The 12244-nt window shown below is 71.1% G+C and carries 13 protein-coding genes; 10 read left to right on the top strand and 3 right to left on the bottom strand.

The genetic code is table 11. From position 1 onward, the window contains the following. Positions 1-7: 7 nt before the first annotated feature. Positions 8-1138 carry an allantoicase gene (alc, locus tag ACIF83_RS10455; protein ID WP_399725422.1) on the top strand — a complete coding sequence of 377 codons (1131 nt, stop codon included), beginning with the start codon at positions 8-10 and terminating at the stop codon, positions 1136-1138. A gap of 90 nt (positions 1139-1228) precedes the next feature. On the opposite strand, the gene ACIF83_RS10450 is transcribed toward alc, so the two are convergent. Then, the gene (locus ACIF83_RS10450; protein WP_399725419.1) at positions 1229-1978 is read right to left on the bottom strand and encodes an SDR family oxidoreductase; all 750 of its coding nucleotides are present in this window, start codon (positions 1976-1978) and stop codon (positions 1229-1231) included. A gap of 100 nt (positions 1979-2078) precedes the next feature. Between ACIF83_RS10450 and ACIF83_RS10445 the strand changes: the two genes are divergently transcribed. Together ACIF83_RS10445 and ACIF83_RS10440 are read left to right on the top strand one after the other, a co-directional pair. Then, positions 2079-2897 (top strand): AIM24 family protein, encoded by an 819-nt coding sequence (locus tag ACIF83_RS10445; protein WP_393472829.1) that lies wholly within the window; start codon positions 2079-2081, stop codon positions 2895-2897. 306 nt (positions 2898-3203) lie between these two features. Next, a complete protein-coding gene (locus ACIF83_RS10440) occupies positions 3204-3596 on the top strand; it encodes a ribonuclease domain-containing protein (RefSeq protein WP_393472826.1) in 393 nt (130 codons plus the stop codon). A gap of 55 nt (positions 3597-3651) precedes the next feature. Here the strand turns inward: ACIF83_RS10440 and ACIF83_RS10435 are convergent, their stop codons facing one another. Then, positions 3652-3852, bottom strand: coding sequence for a hypothetical protein (locus ACIF83_RS10435; protein WP_393472823.1), 201 nt, complete (start codon positions 3850-3852; stop codon positions 3652-3654). 179 nt (positions 3853-4031) lie between these two features. Between ACIF83_RS10435 and ACIF83_RS10430 the strand changes: the two genes are divergently transcribed. From ACIF83_RS10430 to ACIF83_RS10420, 3 genes are all read left to right on the top strand, one after another. Beyond that, positions 4032-5294 (top strand): sensor histidine kinase, encoded by a 1263-nt coding sequence (locus ACIF83_RS10430; protein WP_399725414.1) that lies wholly within the window; start codon positions 4032-4034, stop codon positions 5292-5294. A 71-nt stretch (positions 5295-5365) separates the two neighbouring features. Continuing rightward, positions 5366-6043 carry a response regulator gene (locus ACIF83_RS10425; RefSeq protein WP_393472820.1) on the top strand — a complete coding sequence of 226 codons (678 nt, stop codon included), beginning with the start codon at positions 5366-5368 and terminating at the stop codon, positions 6041-6043. Positions 6044-6115: 72 nt separating this feature from the next. Beyond that, positions 6116-7306, top strand: coding sequence for a cytochrome P450 (locus ACIF83_RS10420; protein ID WP_393472817.1), 1191 nt, complete (start codon positions 6116-6118; stop codon positions 7304-7306). Between the two features lie 11 nt (positions 7307-7317). Here the strand turns inward: ACIF83_RS10420 and ACIF83_RS10415 are convergent, their stop codons facing one another. Continuing rightward, entirely contained in the window at positions 7318-8340 is a 1023-nt protein-coding gene (locus tag ACIF83_RS10415; RefSeq protein ID WP_398138278.1) for a Gfo/Idh/MocA family oxidoreductase, read from the bottom strand. Between the two features lie 138 nt (positions 8341-8478). Here ACIF83_RS10415 and ACIF83_RS10410 point away from each other — a divergent pair, with 138 nt between their 5' ends. The 4 genes from ACIF83_RS10410 (at position 8479) to ACIF83_RS10395 (ending at position 12188) form a co-directional block, all read left to right on the top strand. Next, on the top strand, positions 8479-9216 hold the full coding sequence (locus tag ACIF83_RS10410) for a GntR family transcriptional regulator (protein WP_393474071.1): 738 nt from the start codon (positions 8479-8481) through the stop codon (positions 9214-9216). A 163-nt stretch (positions 9217-9379) separates the two neighbouring features. Then, positions 9380-10384 (top strand): sugar ABC transporter substrate-binding protein, encoded by a 1005-nt coding sequence (locus tag ACIF83_RS10405; protein WP_393472811.1) that lies wholly within the window; start codon positions 9380-9382, stop codon positions 10382-10384. Between the two features lie 8 nt (positions 10385-10392). Then, positions 10393-11421 carry an ABC transporter permease gene (locus tag ACIF83_RS10400; protein WP_399725408.1) on the top strand — a complete coding sequence of 343 codons (1029 nt, stop codon included), beginning with the start codon at positions 10393-10395 and terminating at the stop codon, positions 11419-11421. Continuing rightward, entirely contained in the window at positions 11418-12188 is a 771-nt protein-coding gene (locus ACIF83_RS10395; protein ID WP_393472805.1) for an ATP-binding cassette domain-containing protein, read from the top strand. The genes ACIF83_RS10400 and ACIF83_RS10395 overlap by 4 nt, the downstream gene beginning before the upstream one ends. Positions 12189-12244: the final 56 nt, after the last annotated feature.

Below are 12244 nucleotides of genomic sequence, written 5' to 3'. Positions count from 1 at the left end.
GATCACCGTGACGGCGCAGCAACATTCGAGTTGGGCCAGCTTCACCGGCGACGCGAACCCCTACGGAGGAGGCGACCCGTACGCGGACTACCGCACCGCCGACTTCCCCTTCACCCAGTACGCCAACCTCGCCGACCGGCAGCTCGGTGCCGGGGTCATCGCCGCCAACGACGAGTTCTTCGCCCAGCGGGAGAACCTGCTGCTGCCCGAGGCCGCCGAGTTCGACCCCGAGCACTTCGGCCACAAGGGCAAGATCATGGACGGCTGGGAGACCCGCCGCCGGCGCGGCGCCTCCGCCGAGCACCCCTGGCCCACGGCCGAGGACCACGACTGGGCGCTGGTCCGCCTCGGCGCGCCGGGTGTCGTGCGCGGCATCGTCGTCGACACGGCCCACTTCCGGGGCAACTACCCGCAGGCGGTGTCGGTCGAGGGTGCCTCGGTGCCCGGCTCCCCGTCGCCCGAGGAGCTGCTGTCCGACGACGTGAAGTGGACGACGCTCGTCCCGCGCACGGCGGTGGGCGGCCACGCGGCGAACGGCTTCGCCGTCTCCGTCGAACAGTGCTTCACCCACCTGCGCGTCAACCAGCACCCCGACGGCGGCATCGCGCGCCTGCGCGTGTACGGCGAGGTCGTACCCGACCCCGAGTGGCTGTCGGTCCTGGGCACCTTCGACGTGGTCGCGCTGGAGAACGGCGGCCAGGTCGAGGACGCCTCCAACCTCTTCTACTCGCCGGCCACCAACACCATCCAGCCGGGCCGTTCGCGCAAGATGGACGACGGCTGGGAGACGCGCCGCCGCCGCGACCAGGGCAATGACTGGATCCGCTACCGGCTGGCCGCCCAGTCGCAGATCCGCGCGATCGAGATCGACACGGCCTACCTGAAGGGCAACAGCGCCGGCTGGGCTTCGGTCTCCGTCAAGGACGGCGAGAACGGCGACTGGACCGAGATCCTCCCGCGCACCCGCCTCCAGCCCGACACCAACCACCGCTTCGTACTCCCGCAGCCGGCGGTCGGCACGCACGCACGCGTGGACATCTTCCCCGACGGCGGCATCTCCCGCCTGCGGCTGTACGGCACCCTGACGGAGGCAGGCGCGGCAGCCCTGTCGACGCGCCACCAGGAGCTGGGCGGCTGATCCGCCCTCGCGCGCGCGTGGGGCGCACCGGCCGGGACAGCACCGGTGCGCCCCACGTGTCCTCTCAGGACGGGCGTGGTCCGAAAAGGCTCACGCCGCGTGTCCTCCGTCCACCGCGAACTCGGCCCCGGTGACGTACGCCGCCTCCGGCCCGGCCAAGTACGCCACCATGGACGCCACTTCCTCCGCCGTCCCGAACCGACCGAGCGCCGTCATCGCCGCCTGCGCGGACGCGTACGGCCCGGACGCCGGGTTCATGTCCGTGTCCGTCGGCCCGGGATGGACGATGTTCGCGGTGATCTCACGCTCCCCCAGCTCCCGCGCGAGCGCCTTCGTCAGGCCCACCAGCGCCGCCTTGCTCGTCGCGTACAGCGTCCCGCCCGGCCCCGGCACCCGCTGCGTCATGCACGTACCGATCGTGAGGATCCGCCCGCCGGCCGGCATCCGCGCGGCAGCCGCCTGGGAGGCCAGGAACACTCCGCGCACGTTCACCGCGAGCACCAGGTCGACCTCCTCCAGCGTGAGCGCGGGCAGCGGGCCCAGCAGCCCCACGCCCACGTTGTTCACCAGCACGTCGAGCCCGCCGTACACCTCCGCCGTACGCTCCACCGCCCCCGCCGCCTCGTCGGCGTCCGCCGAGTCGGCACGCAGGGCCACCGCCCGGCGCCCCAGCGCCTCCACGGCCCGCACGACGTCCTCGGCCGCCTCCTTGCCGTTCACATAGGTCACCGCCACATCCGCACCCGCGCGCGCGAGCCGCAGGGCGACCGCCGCCCCGATGCCCCGGCTGCCGCCGGTCACCAGGGCCACCTTGCCGTTCAGAGTTCCGTGAGTCGTCATGCCTCCATCCCAGCGGCCACGAGGGCCGTCCGCTGGCGGCGAACGGACACCGAATCCGGCCCCGCCGGAACTCTTCGCTCCATGTCCGCGTTGTCCCCGCGTGACCCTTCAGCAAGAGATCGTCGGCAACGCCATGCAGATGGCGGTCGTCAACCTGCACCCCGGCCAGACCGTGTACTGCGAGGCGGGGAAGTTCCTGTTCAAGACGACGAACGTGACCATGGAGACCCGCCTGTCCGGCCCGTCGGGCAACGGCAACGGCGGTCAGCAGAGCGGCTCGGGCGGCGGCATGGGCGGCATGCTGCGCCAGGCCATGGGCACCGCCATGCAGGTCGGCCAGCGCATGCTGGCCGGCGAATCGCTGGCGTTCCAGCACTTCACCGCCCAGGGCGGCGAGGGCACGGTCGGCTTCGCGGGCGTGCTGCCCGGCGAGATGCGCGCCCTGGAGCTGGACGGCACGCGCGCGTGGTTCGCCGAGAAGGACGCCTTCGTGGCCGCCGAGTCCACCGTCCAGTTCGGCATAGCCTTCCAGGGCGGCCGTACGGGCATGAGCGGCGGCGAGGGCTTCATCCTGGAGAAGTTCACCGGGCACGGCACGGTGATCATCGCGGGCGCGGGCAACTTCATCGACCTGAACCCGGCGGACTTCGGCGGCCGGATCGAGGTGGACACGGGCTGTGTCGTCGCCTTCGAGGAGGGCATCCAGTACGGCGTCCAGCGCATCGGCGGGCTCAACCGCCAGGGCATCATGAACGCCGTCTTCGGCGGCGAGGGCCTGTCCCTGGCCACGCTGGAGGGCAACGGAAGGGTGATCCTGCAGTCCCTCACCATCGAGAGCCTCGCCAACGCCCTGAAGAAGGCCCAGGGCGGCGACAAGCAGGGCCCGACCGGCGGACTGTTCTCGACGCACACGGGCTGAACCGATGAGTTGCGGATGTGTGCGGGGTTCGGAACTGCGGGCTCTCAGCTGAGTTCAAGCGCGGCCTGGCGGGAATGGGCGAATGCCGTCTGTCGGCGTCCGCCGCGTCGACAGGCTTCCCCTGGAAGCCAACGAGGGTTCGTGTGCCGAATGGGTGACCTTCCCGGTCGTCCTCGGCGCCGGCCGCCGAAGACGCCCGGGGCTGAGGCGCGGCAGGTTAACTTCCCGAAAACTCATCGGACTTGACGGGAAAATCTTCAACTTTGTCGTTGACATGCCAACGTCTACGCGCGTCATCATGGAGCCATGAGATTCCCCCCACGCGCAACTCGCATCGGTGCTGCAGCCGCCCTCCTGTCCGCCCTCCTCGTGGGCGGCACCGTCTCCGCCACCACGGCGGAGGCCGCTGCGTCCGTCGGCAGCATCTGCTACAGCGACCTGCCGTCGCAGGCGTACGACACCCTGGACCTCATCGACCAGGGCGGTCCCTTCCCGTACTCGCAGGACGGCATCGTCTTCTCGAACCGTGAAGGCGTCCTGCCCAAGCAGTCGTCCGGCTACTACCACGAGTACACGGTGAAGACCCCCGGCTCCTCCACCCGCGGTGCCCGGCGCATCGTCACCGGTGAGGAGTACCAGGAGGACTACTACACCTCGGACCACTACGCCACGTTCGACCTGATCGACTTCGGCTGCTGAGCCGGAGGGTCCGGTCCTGGGCAGCGGTGCGCCCGGCCGGTGGTCCGGTCCGCGCTCAGCCGGACTTCCGGCCGTCCGCGACGGCGAACAACGCGAACGCGAGCAGCAGGAGCGCCACGCTCGCGTAGACCTCGTAGCCGTCGAGGAAGCCGATCCGCTGCACGAGACCCACGTGCCAGTGGGTGAACTCGTGCACCAGGCCCATGACGCCCTGGACCAGGGCGATGAATCCGAGAAGTTCCAGCACTTGTTTCATGGCACGACTCTCGCCCCGCGGCTTCCTCCCACGCATCGGCCGCGGGGCGAGGCATGTCTGCCGGAGGAACGACGTCCCGCCCGGGCGGCACCACCGAAAGTTCACGGCGGTGCGACTTTGGTCGGCGATCCGCGGCACGGGCCGGTCGCCCGAGCCGATCCTGCGTAGATTTGACGACCGTGAGCAAAGACGAGCCGGCGCGGGCGCCGCAGGAGTTCGCGGGCCGCCGGTGGCTGTTCCCGTCCGCCCTGATGCACGAACTGGAGCCGGACGCCGGGGCCTCGGGCCGCCGGCCGCGGCGCACCGCGCGCGACTGGGTCGTCGACTTCTCGTGCTTCCTGCTGGCCGTCGTCCTCGGCCTGGCGGCCGCGCAGTCCCTGCCCCAGGAACCCGGACTGCCGTACTCCCTCGCCGTGCTCGACCAGGTGCTGGGCGCCCTCGCCTGCGGGGCGCTCTGGCTGCGCCGCCGGTGGCCGGTCGGGCTCGCCGTGGCGATGATCCCGGTCGGGTTCCTGTCCAACACCGCGGGCGGCGCCGGGATGGTCGTCATCTTCACCCTCGCGGTGCACCGGCCCTTCCGCCACGTCGCCTGGATCGGCGGCATCGAACTCGCCCTGCTCCCCCTCTTCTACTGGCTGCGCCCCGACCCCGAACTGCCCTATGCCGGCGTCGTCGCGTTCACCGTGCTGCTCACCGTCTCCCTCATCGGCTGGGGCAAGTTCGTCCGTTCCAAGCGGCAGCTCACGCTGAGCCTGCGCGACCGGGCCCGGCGCGCGGAGACCGAGGCACGGCTGCGCGCCGAGCAGGCGCAGCGGCTCGCCCGCGAAGCCATCGCCCGCGAGATGCACGACGTGCTGGCGCACCGGCTCACCCTGCTCAGCGTGCACGCCGGAGCCCTGGAGTTCCGGCCGGACGCGCCCCGGGACGAGATAGCGCGGGCGGCCGGGGTCATCCGGGAGAGCGCCCACGAGGCGTTGCAGGACCTCAGGGAGATCATCGGCGTGCTGCGGGCGGGGGAGTCCGACGACGCGGCCGGGAGCCGCCCGCAGCCGACGCTGGCCGCGCTGGACGCGCTGGTCGGCGAGTGCCGTGAGGCGGGCATGAAGGTCACCCTCGACCAGCGCGTCACCGACCCGGCCGCCGTCCCCGCCTCGGTCGGCCGCACCGCCTACCGCATCGCTCAGGAGGCTCTGACCAACGCCCGCAAGCACGCCCCCGGCACCGACGTCACCGTCCGGGTCACCGGCGCCCCCGGCTCCGGCCTGACGATCACGGTGCGCAACCCCGCCCCCGAATCCGACGCTGCGCCGGTCCCCGGTTCCGGACAGGGCCTGATCGGCCTGACCGAACGCGCCACTTTGACCGGCGGCAGCCTGGAGCACGGGGCGACGGCGGACGGGGGGTTCGAGGTGCGGGGGTGGCTGCCGTGGGGCGGGGACTGAGCTGCGGCGGGGCGGCCGCCGTTGGCCGGGACGTGCCCACCACGCCGCGTCCCCGTGATTACGTAACCCCCATGACTGCGACTCCGATCAGACTCCTCCTTGTCGACGACGACCCCCTGGTGCGTGCCGGACTCGCGCTGATGATGGGTGGGTCCGGGGACATCGAGATCGTCGGGGAGGCCGCCGACGGCGACCAGGTCGAGGACGCGGTCCGGCGGACCCGGCCGGACGTCGTGCTCATGGACATCCGGATGCCGTCGGTGGACGGGCTCACGGCCACCCGGAGTCTGCGGGAGCGGGCGGACGCACCCGAGGTCGTGGTGCTCACCACCTTCCACGCAGACGAGCAGGTGCTGCACGCCCTGCGCGCGGGCGCCGCCGGGTTCGTGCTCAAGGACACCCCGCCCGCCGAGATCGTCGACGCGGTGCGCCGGGTGGTGGCCGGGGAGCCGGTGCTGTCGCCCGCCGTCACCCGCCAGTTGATGCGGCACGCGGCCGGCACCGCCGCCGACTCCCGGCAGGAACGCGCGCGGGAGCGGCTCGCCACGCTGGGCGACCGCGAGCGGGAGGTCGCCGTCGCGGTCGGCCGGGGCCTGGCCAACGCCCAGATCGCCGCCGAACTCTTCATGAGCGTGGCCACCGTCAAGACCCACGTCTCGCGGATCCTGGCCAAGCTCGGCCTCAACAACCGGGTCCAGATCGCCCTGCTGGCCTACGACGCGGGACTTCTCGACGAGGACGGGCACTAAGCGGGCACCCCGCGCGTTGTCCCTGCACCGGGAGGTGCCCGGGAGGCCTCGGGGGAGTCCGGAAGGGGAGCGATGGACAGGCAACACGTGGTCGATCTGGGTGAGTTCGGGGAGGCCTTCCGCCGGGATCCGCATCCGGTGTACGCGCGCCTGCGCGAGCAGGGCCCCGTGCACCGCGTCCGGCTGCCGGGAGCGGAGGAGGGGTACGAGGCCTGGCTGGTGGTGGGGTACGAGGAGGCGCGGGCGGCGCTCGCCGACTCCCGGCTGGCCAAGGACGGCTCCAAGATCGGCGCGACCTTCCTGGACGAGGACATGATCGGCAAGCACCTGCTGGCCACCGATCCGCCTCAGCACACCCGCCTGCGCGCCCTGGTCACCCGTGCGTTCACGATGCGCCGGGTGGAGCGGCTGCGCCCGCGGATCCAGCAGATCACCGACGATCTGCTGGACGAGATGATGCCGCGCGGCCATGCCGACCTCATCGACGCGCTCGCCTTCCCGCTGCCCATCACCGTCATCTGCGAACTCCTCGGCGTCCCGGACATGGACCGCGCGGAGTTCCGGAAGATGTCCACCGAGGTGGTCGCACCGACCAACGGGGACACGGAGTACGAGGCGGTCATCCGTCTCGGCGAGTACCTCACCGAGCTGATCGAGGACAAGCGGTCCGCCGGGCCGACCGACGACCTGCTCAGCGACCTGATCCGCACCACCGCCGAGGACGGCGACCGGCTCTCCCCGCGGGAGCTGCGCGGCATGGCCTTCCTGCTGCTCATCGCCGGCCACGAGACCACCGTCAACCTGATCGGCAACGGCGTCCTCGCCCTCCTCACCCACCCCGACCAACTCGCCGCCCTGCGCGCCGACATGAGCCTCCTGGACGGCGCCGTCGAGGAGATGCTGCGCTACGAGGGCCCGGTGCAGAGCGCCACGTTCCGGTACGCCGCCGAGCGCCTGGAGATCGCCGGCACGGCGATCGAGCAGGGCGAGCACGTGATCGTCGGCCTCACCGCCGCCCAGCGCGACGGCGACCGCTACAGCGACCCGCACCGCTTCGACATCCGCCGCGACACCCGCGGCCACCTCGCCTTCGGCCACGGCATCCACTACTGCCTGGGCGCGCCCCTGGCCCGTCTGGAGGGCCGCACCGCCATCGGCACCCTCCTGGAGCGCGCCCCCGGACTCGCGCTCGACGGCTCCCCCGGCGAGTGGCTGCCGGGCCTGCTGATGAGAGGGATGCGCACCCTGCCGGTGCGCTGGTGAGCGAGGCGGCTTCAGCCGTACGACGGCTGCGCCCGGTCCTGGATCTCCGTCAGTCGCACCGGGCGGCGCTCCCGCCGGGACACCTCGCAGGCCTCGGCGATCCGCAGCGCCTGCAGGGCCTCACGGCCGTCGCACGGGTTGGGCCGCTGACCGTGCAGTACCTCGACGAAGGCGCACAACTCGGCCTCGTACGCGGGCCCGAACCGCTCCAGGAAGCCGGCCCACGGCTTGTCCGCGGGCGGCGGCCCGGTCGGCTCGGTGGAGGCGACCGGCGTACGGTCGTCCAGGCCCACCACGACCGTGTCCCGCTCCCCGGCCAGTTCCATGCGGACGTCGTAGCCGGCGCCGTTGAGCCGGGTCGCCGTCGCTGTGGCCAGCGTGCCGTCGTCCAGGGTGAGCAGGGCCGCGCCGGTGTCGACGTCACCGGCCTCGCGGAACATCGCGGGGCCGGCGTCCGACCCCGTCGCGTACACGTCCACGACCTCGCGGCCCGTCACCCAGCGCAGCACGTCGAAGTCGTGGATCAGCGTGTCCCGGAACAGTCCGCCGGACAGCGGCAGCCATTCCGGCGGGGGAGGGGACTGGTCGGAGGTCAGCGCCCGTACGGTGTGCAGCCGCCCGAGCCGTCCCGAGCGCACCGCCTCCCGGGCGCCCGCGTACCCCGCGTCGAAGCGCCGCTGGAAGCCCATCTGCAGCACCGTGCCGGCCGTCTCGACCTCGCCGAGCGCGTCCAGTGTGCCCGGCAGGTCGAGGGCGATCGGCTTCTCGCAGAAGACCGGCAGGCCGGAGCGGGCTGCCCGACCGATCAGTTCGGCGTGCGCCGCCGTGGCCGTGGTGATCACCACCGCGTCCACGCCCCACTTGAAGATCTCGTCCACCCCCGGCGCCGCCGTCTCGCCCAGGCGCTGCGCCAGCCCCTGCGCCCGCGCCGGGTCCGCGTCCGTCAGGATCAGCGATCCGACCTCACGGTGGCGGCTCAGCGTGTTCGCATGAATGGTGCCGATGCGGCCCGTACCGATGACCCCGATGCGCATGGAAACAAAGTGAGGGTGGACCCCGTTCGCTGTCAATACTAATGTCCGAACAACTGGACAATCTGTCTACACAACTTCCCGTCAACCGAGCACGGGGCTACGCTCGGGCCCGTGCCGAAACCAGATGTGGACCCCACCGTGTCGCTCGACCTCCGCGTGGACCGTAGTTCGCCGGTGCCGTTGTACTTCCAGCTCTCCCAGCAGCTGGAGGCCGCCATCGAGCAGGGCAGCCTTACGCCCGGCAGCCTCCTGGGCAACGAGATCGAGCTGGCCGCCCGACTCGGCCTGTCCCGGCCCACCGTCCGCCAGGCCATCCAGTCCCTCGTCGACAAGGGTCTGCTGGTCCGCCGCCGGGGCGTGGGCACCCAGGTCGTGCACAGCCAGGTCAAGCGCCCCCTGGAGCTGAGCAGCCTCTACGACGACCTGGAGGCGGCCGGCCAGCGGCCCGCGACCAAGGTCCTGGTGAACACCGTCGTCCCCGCCTCCGCCGAGGTCGCCGCAGCGCTCGCCGTCGCCGAGGGCAGCGACGTCCACCGCATCGAACGCCTGCGCCTCGCCCACGGCGAACCGATGGCCTACCTGGTCAACTTCCTGCCGCCCGGCCTGCTCGACCTGGACACCGGCCAGCTGGAGGCGACCGGCCTGTACCGGCTGATGCGCTCCGCCGGGATCACCCTGCACAGCGCCCGCCAGTCCATCGGTGCCCGCGGCGCCACGGCCGCCGAGGCCGAGCGGCTCGCCGAGGCGGAGGGCGCCCCGCTGCTCACCATGCAGCGCACCACCTTCGACGACACCGGTCGCGCGGTCGAGTTCGGCGACCACACCTACCGCCCCACCCGTTACTCCTTCGAGTTCCAGCTGCTCGTACGACCCTGAGCGCCCGCCGGTCATTCGTCGCAATGTCCGGACAATGCGACGGGGAGGCGGTCCCCGGTCGGGTCAGCAGTGTTCCCCGTGTTCGATACTGGAGTGTTTGGGGCCGCTGAGGGATCACCGGCCCCTTGCGTACGTACGGACACGGCAAGAAGGGCACGGCCTCGTGGCACGGTTTCGGACCTTGGTAGGCATAGCGCTGGCAGGGGCACTCTCCGTGTCCCTGGCGGGGTGCAGCAGCACCGGCGGCAAGCGGGCCGAGGACGCCCGCAAGGCCGCCGCCGCCCAGGGGAGGGCGGCGGTGAACACCCCCCGCTGGACCTTCGCGATGATCACCCACTCGGGAGACGGCGACACCTTCTGGGACATCGTGCAGAGCGGCGCCAAGCAGGCCGCCGTCAAGGACAACATCAACTTCCTGTACTCGCACGACGACGAGGCCCAGCAGCAGGCCCAGCTGGTGGACGCGGCGGTCGACAAGAAGGTCGACGGCATCATCGTCACCCTCGCCAAGCCCGACGCCCTCAAGGCCGCCGTGGCCCGCGCCGAGAAGGCCGGCATCCCGGTGATCACGGTGAACTCCGGCTCCGAGGAGTCCAAGGCCTTCGGCGCCCTCACCCACATCGGCCAGGACGAGACCATCGCCGGCCAGGCCGTCGGCGAGGAGCTGAACAAGCGCGGCCGGAAGAACGCCCTGTGCATCCTGCACGAACAGGGCAACGTCGGTCACGAGCAGCGCTGCGACGGCGTCGCGAAGACCTTCCACGGCAAGGTCGAGAAGCTCTACGTCAACGGCACCAACATGCCCGACGTGCAGTCCGCGATCGAGGCCAAGCTCCAGGCGGACAAGTCCGTCGACGCCGTCGTCACCCTCGGTGCCCCCTACGCCGACACCGCCGTGAAGGCGAAGGCCGACGCGGGCAGCAAGGCCGAGGTCGACACCTTCGACCTCAATGCGAAGGTCGCCGCCGAACTGAAGGACGGCACCCTCGGCTTCGCCGTGGACCAGCAGCCGTACCTGCAGGGCTACCAGGCCGTCGACCTGCTGTGGCTGTACAAGTACAACGGCGACGTCCTCGGCGGCGGTCAGCCGGTCCTCACCGGCCCGCAGATCATCACCAAGGACCAGGCGGCCGCCCTCGCGGAGTACACCGAGCGGGGCACCCGGTGAGCGCCACCGTGGAACGCACGGCTGACGAAAGGATTCTGCGGACCTCGCCGCTGCGGAAGCTGCTCTCCCGCCCCGAACTGGGCTCGATCGTCGGCGCGCTCGCCGTCTTCGCCGTCTTCGCGTTCGCGGCCGACGGCTTCCTGCGCGCCGCCAGCCTCAGCACGGTCCTGTACGCCTCCTCGACCATCGGGATCATGGCCGTACCCGTGGCCCTGCTGATGATCGGCGGCGAGTTCGACCTGTCGGCGGGTGTCCTGGTGACGTCCTCCGCGCTGATCTCCTCGATGTTCAGCTACCAGATGACGGCGAACACCTGGGTCGGCGTAGGCGTCTCGCTCCTGGTCACGCTCGCCATCGGCGCCTTCAACGGCTTCGTGCTCACCCGCACCAAGCTGCCCAGCTTCATCGTCACGCTGGGCACCTTCCTGATGCTGTGCGGCATGAACCTCGGCTTCACCAAGCTGATCGATGGCACGGTCTCCACCAAGACCATCGCCGACATGGAGGGCTTCCCGAGTGCCCGCGCCGTCTTCGCCTCGACCCTCACTCTCGGCGGCGTCGACTTCAAGGTCACCATCCTGTGGTGGCTCGGCCTGGTCGCCCTCGCCTCCTGGATCCTGCTGCGCACCCGTGCCGGCAACTGGATCTTCGCGGTCGGCGGCAACCAGGACGCGGCCCGCGCGGTCGGCGTCCCGGTCGCCGGGACCAAGATCGGCCTCTACATGGGCGTCGCGTTCGGCGCCTGGATCTCCGGCCAGCACCTGCTCTTCTCCTTCGACGCCGTCCAGTCCGGCGAGGGCGTCGGCAACGAGCTGATCTACATCATCGCGGCCGTCATCGGCGGCTGCCTGATCACCGGCGGCTACGGCAGCGCGATCGGCTCCGCCGTGGGCGCCCTCCTCTTCGGCATGACGAGCAAGGGCATCGTCTTCGCCGAGTGGAACCCCGACTGGTTCAAGTTCTTCCTCGGAGCGATGCTGCTCCTCGCGACCCTGCTGAACGCCTGGGTCCGCAAGCGCACGGAGGCCGACAAGTGACTCTCGTCCAGCTGGCCGACGTCAGCAAGCACTACGGCACCGTCCGTGCCCTCGAAGGCGTCTCGCTGGAGGTCGACCCCGGCGAGATCACCTGCGTCCTCGGCGACAACGGGGCCGGCAAGTCCACCCTCATCAAGATCATCGCGGGCCTGCACCAGCACGACGGCGGCACGCTGCGCATCGAGGGCGAGGAGACGACCCTCTCCTCCCCGCGCGAGGCCCTCGACCGCGGCATCGCCACGGTCTACCAGGACCTGGCGGTCGTCCCCCTCATGCCGGTGTGGCGCAACTTCTTCCTCGGCTCCGAGCCCCGCAAGGGCAAGGGACCCTTCAAGCGCCTGGACATCGACTTCATGCGCGAGACGACCCGGACCGCACTCCTCCGCATGGGCATCGACCTCCGCGACGTCGACCAGCCCATCGGCACCCTCTCCGGCGGCGAACGCCAGTGCGTGGCGATCGCCAGGGCGGTCCACTTCGGCGCGAAGGTCCTGGTCCTGGACGAGCCGACGGCAGCCCTGGGCGTCAAGCAGTCCGGCGTGGTCCTGAAGTACGTGGCGGCAGCACGCGACGAGGGCCTGGGTGTTGTCTTGATCACCCACAACCCGCATCACGCGTACCTCGTCGGTGACCGCTTCGTACTGCTCAGGCGCGGCACGATGGTGGGCAACCACACACGCGCCGACATCACCCTGGACGAGCTGACCCAGCAGATGGCAGGGGGATCCGACCTGGACGCTCTGGTTCACGAACTGCAGCGAACCTAAGGGGCCCTGGGATCTGCGCGATCAACCGGAACGCACCCGCACCCGGCAACGATCGC

The sequence above is a fragment of the Streptomyces sp. NPDC085866 genome (genome assembly GCF_044541035.1).
GTDB lineage: Bacteria > Actinomycetota > Actinomycetes > Streptomycetales > Streptomycetaceae > Streptomyces.
The sequence above is the reverse complement of the archived record's forward strand: the minus strand, read 5'-3'. Positions and strand labels throughout refer to the sequence as shown.